We start from the raw sequence: 249 nt of genomic DNA on the forward strand, positions 1-249 counted from the left end.
GCCACGCTTATCATCGTGACACTGGTTGTCAATTTACTGGTCGCCGTTTATATGGCTCTGTTGGCAAGATTACAGCCAAAGCAACCAGCCTTCAGGCACTGGGCTGCGGCGTGTTTTATTTTTGTGATTGCCAGCCTGCTGGCGGCAAGCCGGGTTTATCAGGTGTCTGCCATAGTCAGCGTATTGCTTGCGCATGCTTTGCTGGCATTGCCTCCGCTTCTGATAGCAACCGGCCTGGTCAGGTTTATT

At 52.2% G+C, this 249-nt stretch carries 1 protein-coding gene; it reads left to right on the forward strand.

Going from position 1 to position 249, the window contains the following annotated elements:
- The coding region (locus SB773_RS33640) for a hypothetical protein (RefSeq protein ID WP_410594806.1) at positions 1–249 on the forward strand (249 nt) is incomplete at both ends.

The organism is Bacillus sp. SIMBA_074 (genome assembly GCF_046534555.1).
Taxonomy (GTDB): Bacteria; Bacillota; Bacilli; order Bacillales; family Bacillaceae_G; genus Bacillus_A; species Bacillus_A mycoides.